Raw genomic sequence first — 7,074 nt, forward strand, 5'->3', positions numbered from 1 at the left:
ACTGACACACCGCTTTCGCGAGCAAGCCCGCTCCCACATGTGATCTCGGTAGCTCATTGCACCTGTGTTAGAACGGCACGGCCACGGTGACTTGGCTATAGAGATTGGTGCCATTGCCACCCACCTGGTTGCCGCCGTTGCTCTCATCCTTGTTGGGCTTGTACAAACCCAGCAGCGGCGTGACGATCAGGTGTTCGTTCACCGCCCACTCCGCGTACAGGTCCAGTTCGCGCCCATCGAGGTTGAGCATGCCGCCCTTGCTCAACGTCTTGTAGTCGAAGAACAGCGCGCCCAGGGTGACGCTGTCCAGCGGCTTTACCTTCAACGCCACATGCTGCACCTCAGTATTGGTATTGAACGGCCCCGAATAATTGCCGGCCACCTCGCCCTGCACCCAGGTGCCGTAGCCACGGTTGAAGCCCGAAAACATCGCATCCCAGTTTTTCGAATAGCGGCTGTAGCGGTAGGTCAGGTCCGGCGACCACGGCAGCGCGGCGAAGGTATAACCGCCTTCGGTGTACCAGGCCTTTTCCGGGCCGGCGTCCTTGTCCTGCCAGGCGTATTCAAAGGAAAAGTGCGCGTTCTCGATCCCGGCATTACCGGCGCCCCGCAGGCTGTAGATGTTCATCCCGGCGCGCTGTTTTTGCAGGTCATTGGCATAACGGTCGTCGACGCTGATGCCGTGGATATAGGTCAACCCCAGGGTGCCGGGCGCGGCGGTGTAGTCCAGGGTGCCGGCAGCCATTTCAGTGTTGGCCTGGGCGCGGTTGTCGGACTTGATCCACATTACGCTGCCATGCACGCCGTCCTTGCCACCCAGGCGTAGCACTGCAGTTTGATCGAAGGCATGCCGGGCGGCGATGTAGTAGGCGCCGCCCCGGTTGAACTTGCCGTCATCCACGCCCTTGCCGAAGTTCGGGCCGTCATCGTTGATGATGAAACCGTCGCCGAGCATGATGACCTGGCGGCCGAACGACAGGTCCACACCCTCCTTGCCCAGTGCCGGAAACAGTTCCCCCGAGCGCCAGCCGGCGAAGGCTTCGTCGAACTTGGTGGTGCGCTCGCTGCCGGTGGTCACGCCCGACGCATCGCCATCACCCCAGGTGCCCGAGCTGACCAGGTTGGCCGTGCCATACACGCTGCCCAGGGCGCCGAAGCGCTGGTCGACGCTCAAGCCATACTTGATAAAACCTTCGCGCCAGGTGGAACCGCCGGTGGTGCCGTCGTAGTTCTTGCGGCTGTTGAACATCCCGTACACCGCCAGGAAGTTGCCGGTGACCTGAGTGTCGTCATCGGCATACAGCTCGAACGCCTGGGCCGATGAGTCGATGATCATCAGCGCGATGCCCAGGCTGATGGCCCTGTACAGGTGACGGGTTTGTTGTGTGTGCTGCATTGTTATAGTCCCCAACAAGGTGAATTGAGGGAGCATTAGGGCGAGCGCCACCGGGCCAAGTCTTTCCCCTGCGTGCCAGGAAATTGTCCCAGGCCGCCAGTGGCGCAGCAGTGGCAGGCAGCAACAAAACCGGCGGCAGCCAGGAGCAAGACGATCAGCCAGGGCGGGCGCAGAGTGCCAATACTTCTAAAAATCCGCTTCTTGAGGATCTGCACCATGTCGATCAACGACCGGCTCACCGAACATTTGAAACGCGGCACGGTGGGCTTTCCAACCGCGCTGGCGAGCACCATTGGCTTGATCATGGCCAGCCCGGTGATCCTCACCGCGACCATGGGGTTTGGCATCGGCGGCAGCGCCTTTGCGGTGGCGATGTTGATCGCGGTGGTGATGATGCTGGCCCAGGCGACCACCTTCGCCGAAGCCGCCTCGATCCTGCCCACCACCGGCTCGGTCTACGACTACATCAATTGCGGCATGGGCCGGTTCTTTGCGATCACCGGCACCTTGTCGGCGTACCTGATCGTGCATGTGTTTGCCGGCACCGCCGAAACCATCCTCTCCGGCGTGATGGCGCTGGTGAACTTCGAGCACCTCAACACCCTGGCGGAATCCGCCGGCGGTTCGTGGTTGCTGGGAGTGGGCTTCGTGATTGTGTTCGGGGTGCTCAATGCGTTTGGCGTCAGCGCGTTTGGCCGGGCCGAGATCATCCTCACTTTCGGCATGTGGACCACCTTGATGGTGTTTGGCGTGCTGGGCCTGATCGCAGCCCCGGCGGTGCAGCTGGACGGCTGGTTCGGTGAATCCCTGGTCGGTACCGACCTGATTACCATCCTCTCGCTGGTGGGCATGGCGATGTTCATGTTCGTCGGCTGCGAATTCGTCACGCCGCTGGCGCCGGACCTGCGCAACTCGGCCAAGGTGATGCCCAAGGCGATGGTGCTGGGGCTGCTGGGGGTGGCCACGTGCATGTTCATCTATGGCGCGGCCATGAAACGCCAGGTGGAAAACGTATTGATCGACGCGGCGGGCGGCGTGCACCTGCTGGATACGCCGATGGCCATCCCGAAATTCGCCGAGCAGGTGATGGGCAGCATCGGCCCGATGTGGCTGGGCATCGGCTTCCTGTTTGCCGGTGCTGCGACCATCAACACCTTGATGGCCGGTGTGCCACGGATCCTGTACGGCATGGCGGTCGACGGCGCGTTGCCCAAGGTCTTCACCTACCTGCACCCGCGCTTCAAGACACCGTTGCTGTGCATTCTGGTGGCGATGCTGATTCCGTGCCTGCACGCGCTGTACCTGGGCGGCAACACCGACAACATCATGCACCTGGTGCTGGCGGCCGTGTGTGCCTGGAGCTTTGCTTATCTGCTGGTGACGCTGTCGGTGGTGATCCTGCGGATTCGCCGTCCGGATCTGCCTCGCGCCTACCGTTCGCCGTTCTTTCCGCTGCCGCAGATTCTGTCGAGCATCGGCATCCTGCTGGGCATGTGGTTTATCACCCCGCCGGGCATGAACCCCGCCGACATCTACATTCCCTTTGGCGTAATGCTCGGGTGCACGGCGGCGTACGCGCTGTTCTGGACGCTGGTTGTGCAGAAGGTCAATCCATTCAAGCCCGCCTCGGTGGAAGAGGTGTTGGCCAAGGAGTTCGCCCATGAGCCGGGCCAGCCGCACAACGGGTATATCAGCCATGCTGCAAAAACTGTCTGAGCTGTTCAGCGCCCGGCGCGCGCCTGCCGGGTATCGACCCGGCGTTACGCTGGAACACCTGCGGCGTAACCTCGGCCTGGCCGGTTATGAGGTGTGTGGACCGACGACGGCCCGGGTTTCCCTGGACAATCTCGGGCTGCAACTGGAGATCGTCGAACGCACCGAGTCGCAGCTGTTGATGCACCTGGTGATGACCGAATTCGTACTGCGCATCCCTGCCTCGCAGCAGGGCACGGCGAGCTTCGAACTGCACCACACCGGGGCCGTTCGACGCACCGGAATCCGCTGTCGACAGCGGTCGGGCGACAAGGAGGTTTCAGGCATTTTGCACACGCAATTGCAGGAGGGCAGCGCCTTGCATCGCGCCTTGATGCCGCTGGACTTCAAGCGCCTGCGCATCGACCTGGTGGATCACCAGTGGTGTGTGCGGCTTGAGCATATGGGCGGCAGCGAGGTGGTCAACCGCATGCCGGCGTTCCGTCGCTACATCGCCTTGAGCAGTGTGCAACGCGCCTGGCTGCTGGACGCCTTGAACGGTTTCCAGCGCGCCTTGCAGGCCCACTGACCGCAATATTTGGCATCAATAGTGCAACCACCTTGGCAGACACGTACTTGTTGCGCGCATATAGATAACATGTTAACTATTGCCCGACAAAAACAAAAAGCCAAGGTGGAAACAACCATGAGCATGCAACAGATTGGGCAAGACGGGCTGGACCTCTGGACCCGGGATCTGCGCGCGGTTTGCGGTCACTTCGACACAGAACTGGCCTTCAACCGCTCGCTGTTCATCGGCAGCATCAGCACCTTTTCCCGCGGCGGTTTGCCCCTGGCCAGCCTGCGCACCAACGCCGGCCTGATCAAGCGCCCCAAGGCCCGCGCCGACCACGATGACGACCAACACTGCTTCCTCGTCAGCCAGCGCAGCGGCTACTGCCAGATCACCCAAAACGGCCAGAGCTTCCAGCTTGCCCCCGGCGAACTGTTATTGATGGACTCGGTGGGCTCCATCGACATCACCCCGTTCGGGCTCATCGAACACGCGTCCCTGTCCTTGTCCCGCGCAGAGGTGTGCAAACAGTTCGGCAACCAGCCCAAGACCTTCGGCAAAATCTCCTCGAGCAAAGCCTGCGGGCGCATGTTGCATGTGTTGATGGATCAACTGTGCAAAGACGCACTGAACGGCGAAGGCGCGGTCGGGGAGGGGCAGGCGTTGCAGTCGGCGTTTGTCTCGCTGCTGGGGTCGGCGTTTGAGCAGGAAGACGATGAGCGCGATGATTGTGGCGGGTTGCAGGGCAGCAATCTGCGCAGCTATGTGCAGAAGGTGATTGATGAGTCATTGACCCAGCCAGGGCTTAGCCCGGTGGGGTTGGCGAGTCGGTTGAATATCTCGGTGCGGCATTTGTACCGGTTGTTTGAGGAACAGGATGACAGCGTGTGCCGGTATATCCAGCGGGCGCGGTTGAAGCGCAGTGCGGATGATCTGACCAACCCGTTTTTGCGCAGTGAGTCGATTACGTCGATTGCGTATAAGTGGGGGTTTACGGATTCGGCGCACTTTAGTCGCTCGTTCAAGAAGCAGTTTGAAGTGTCGCCGAAGGATTTTCGGGCTGGGCGGTTGCAGCAGGTGGGATAGGGGGTTGGCAGGCATTTCATTGACGTACACAGCTCAACTGTGGGAGCTGGCTTGCCTGCGATGTCGATTTTTTAGGCACCCTACATGCTGGAATGTTCCGAATATGCTGAACTTTTCAACTGGCTGTTCTTCCGTTATTCGAAAGGTGAGAATGTACTAATCGCTTAGTTGAAATCTTCGTATCTTTCAGCGCTTAACGATGCAAGCCAGGTTTTAAAAAAAGTAATTTGCTCTTGTGGGTCATTTGTGAGGTTTTCCTCTTCGTAATCAAAAATGTGAACTATATCCTCTGGGAGGGCGGGTTTGCCCATCGTCATTTGATAAGCGACAAGCCCTGCACTCATTTGGGATGCCATCCTTGAAGGCATCACGTTTAATCTCGCGCCCTTGCAAAGAAATGCGATGCGGGGGTGATCGGCTCTGATTTTTGCAAGGCAGACATAGAGATCTCTTCCACCATAGATTCTCTGTGGGGTTTCAGATTCTGAGAATTTCATCAGGCATTTGGCTGCATCATATCTTACGGTGATTTCGACTTTTTTATTTTCTATTAGTGCGCAGATTTTTTGGGTTTTCATTATGACGATTTCTAATTGGGATCCATGATGTCGTATTGAAAAAATAGACCAGTCCTGAGCTTTCAGAGTTTGATCAGACCGAATCTGCGTGTGAACTCCCCGCAACCTTGACCAGCGCCGCTTTATTTTGCGACTAACATGAAGTTGCCCAGCGCTCGCAAAAATCATGCTGTTCTTGTATGTCATTGGTTAAGTCGTTTTCTTCGGGAGAAAAAATGTGAACTAGCTCGCCTTCAGGTTTGCCCATGGTGAGTTCGTAAGCTACCAATCCATTTGACATGTGTGATGACATTCCAGATGTGTGTACGTTAATTTTTGCGCCCTTACACAAGAACTTTATATCCTTGAAGTCCATTCTTGCCAGACCGAAGCTTTCGTATAGATCTATGGCGCTGTAGGATTTTCTGACCCCGTTGTTTAATGATAGCGTAAGGGTCGGCTTCCCCCCGTCGTATTCAACTGTTGCACTTTCACGAACGTTATCTCTGATTATGGTGATTTCACGTGATTTCATGGGTAACCTCTGTTCGGATTTAGTAGTGTGTATCCTTTGTAAGTGCCGTCATCGTTTACCGGTGAAGCACCTAAAATATCTTTAGTGTCGATACGTTTGGGAATGGCGATTTCTAATTCATATTTGTATTTGGAGCGGTCGCCTAGTTCCTTATTGACATCCCTCCCAGGAATCTTTTTGAGGGTATAAAGGAATCCCTCATCAAATCCATGTCCCGAGGCAAAGACTAGTGCTCTTTTCCTTGATGTGGAAGTAGGCACGAAATTGCTCGGAGGGCTGGCGTTATTCAAAGAGTGTAAATAGAGATTTGTGCTCTCTCCTCTACTTTCAAACCCGTCTCTGAAAATTTCATCTGGATGTCTCAAATCACCTCGATACAGATATTCCTGCTTTTTTTCTGGCGCGGGAGTTGAGGGCGTACCCTCATCAACCTTAGATATTCCTGATGGATCTTCAGCTTTGGTTTCAGGCTTGCATCCATCCCCACCCGGACAGGTATTCAACCCCAACGGATCCACCCATCCGGTCGGGTTGGGCACGTACTGGTATCCGTTCAGCCCGCCCGCCAGCTTCACGGGATCGGGCGTCAGGTAGCGGCCAATATCCGGATTGTAGTAGCGATGTCGGTTGTAGTGCAGCCCGCTTTCCGGGTCGAAGTACTGGCCCTGGAAGCGCAGCGGGTTGATAACGGTGTTGACGTCCAGCTTCGCGATTTGGCCGTAGGTGCGGTAGTGCGCGGACCAGACGATTTCGCCATCGGGCGCGGTGAGTTCTTGTGGCGTGCCCAGGTGGTCGAGTTGGTAGTGGAAGGGCTTTACGTCTTCCGGGCCGTAGCCCTTCAGCAGAACTAACGGACGGAAGCTGTTGGGTTCGTAGATATAGCTTTGGTGGTTATCAGTGCTGTGTTCGGCGATTAATGTTTCGCCTTGCCAGAAGAACTCGGTGGTCTGACCGTTGAGGGTTTTGGCGATACGCCGTCCAAACGGGTCGTAGCGATATGTGGCTTCGGTACCGTCCGGCTGGGTGACGCTGATCAGGCGATGCTGACAGTCGTAGCGGTATTCGGTAACCAACTGCTGCGCCCGGCCCCGGCGTTCGCGCAGAAGGTTGCCGAAGGCGTCGTAGTCGTAATGGCGGTCACCTTGCATCAACAAGCGGTTGCCTTTGACGACGCTGGGCCCGACGCGGTCTTGCATCAGCAGGTTGCCCGCCGGGTCGTGGACGAAGCGTTCCT

At 57.4% G+C, this 7,074-nt stretch carries 7 protein-coding genes; 3 read left to right on the forward strand and 4 right to left on the reverse strand.

Translation table 11 applies throughout. The annotated features are described in order from the left end of the window. Nucleotides 1–67: 67 nt before the first annotated feature. Nucleotides 68–1,396, reverse strand: coding sequence for an alginate export family protein (locus tag ACW9I6_RS29135; protein ID WP_008431200.1), 1,329 nt, complete (start codon nucleotides 1,394–1,396; stop codon nucleotides 68–70). A gap of 216 nt (nucleotides 1,397–1,612) precedes the next feature. On the opposite strand from ACW9I6_RS29135, the gene ACW9I6_RS29140 reads away from it, so the two are divergent. From ACW9I6_RS29140 to feaR, 3 genes are all read left to right on the forward strand, one after another. Beyond that, a complete protein-coding gene (locus ACW9I6_RS29140; protein WP_003219898.1) occupies nucleotides 1,613–3,112 on the forward strand; it encodes an APC family permease in 1,500 nt (499 codons plus the stop codon). Continuing rightward, nucleotides 3,093–3,677: a DUF3156 family protein gene (locus ACW9I6_RS29145; protein ID WP_003219899.1), complete on the forward strand. Its 585-nt coding sequence runs from the start codon at nucleotides 3,093–3,095 to the stop codon at nucleotides 3,675–3,677. The genes ACW9I6_RS29140 and ACW9I6_RS29145 overlap by 20 nt, the downstream gene beginning before the upstream one ends. Nucleotides 3,678–3,794: 117 nt before the next feature. Then, nucleotides 3,795–4,748, forward strand: coding sequence for a transcriptional regulator FeaR (gene feaR / locus ACW9I6_RS29150; RefSeq protein WP_003219901.1), 954 nt, complete (start codon nucleotides 3,795–3,797; stop codon nucleotides 4,746–4,748). A gap of 164 nt (nucleotides 4,749–4,912) precedes the next feature. On the opposite strand, the gene ACW9I6_RS29155 is transcribed toward feaR, so the two are convergent. The 3 genes from ACW9I6_RS29155 to ACW9I6_RS29165 all read right to left on the reverse strand — a co-directional run. Next, nucleotides 4,913–5,326, reverse strand: a complete 414-nt coding sequence (locus ACW9I6_RS29155; RefSeq protein WP_457340116.1) for a hypothetical protein — start codon at nucleotides 5,324–5,326, stop codon at nucleotides 4,913–4,915. A 133-nt stretch (nucleotides 5,327–5,459) separates the two neighbouring features. Beyond that, nucleotides 5,460–5,840 (reverse strand): hypothetical protein, encoded by a 381-nt coding sequence (locus tag ACW9I6_RS29160; protein ID WP_102606198.1) that lies wholly within the window; start codon nucleotides 5,838–5,840, stop codon nucleotides 5,460–5,462. Further along, nucleotides 5,837–7,074: RHS repeat-associated core domain-containing protein (locus ACW9I6_RS29165; RefSeq protein WP_457340117.1), on the reverse strand; the 1,238-nt coding region annotated here is incomplete at its 5' end. The genes ACW9I6_RS29160 and ACW9I6_RS29165, both read right to left, overlap by 4 nt.

Source organism: Pseudomonas sp. SDO5522_S412 (genome assembly GCF_054071215.1).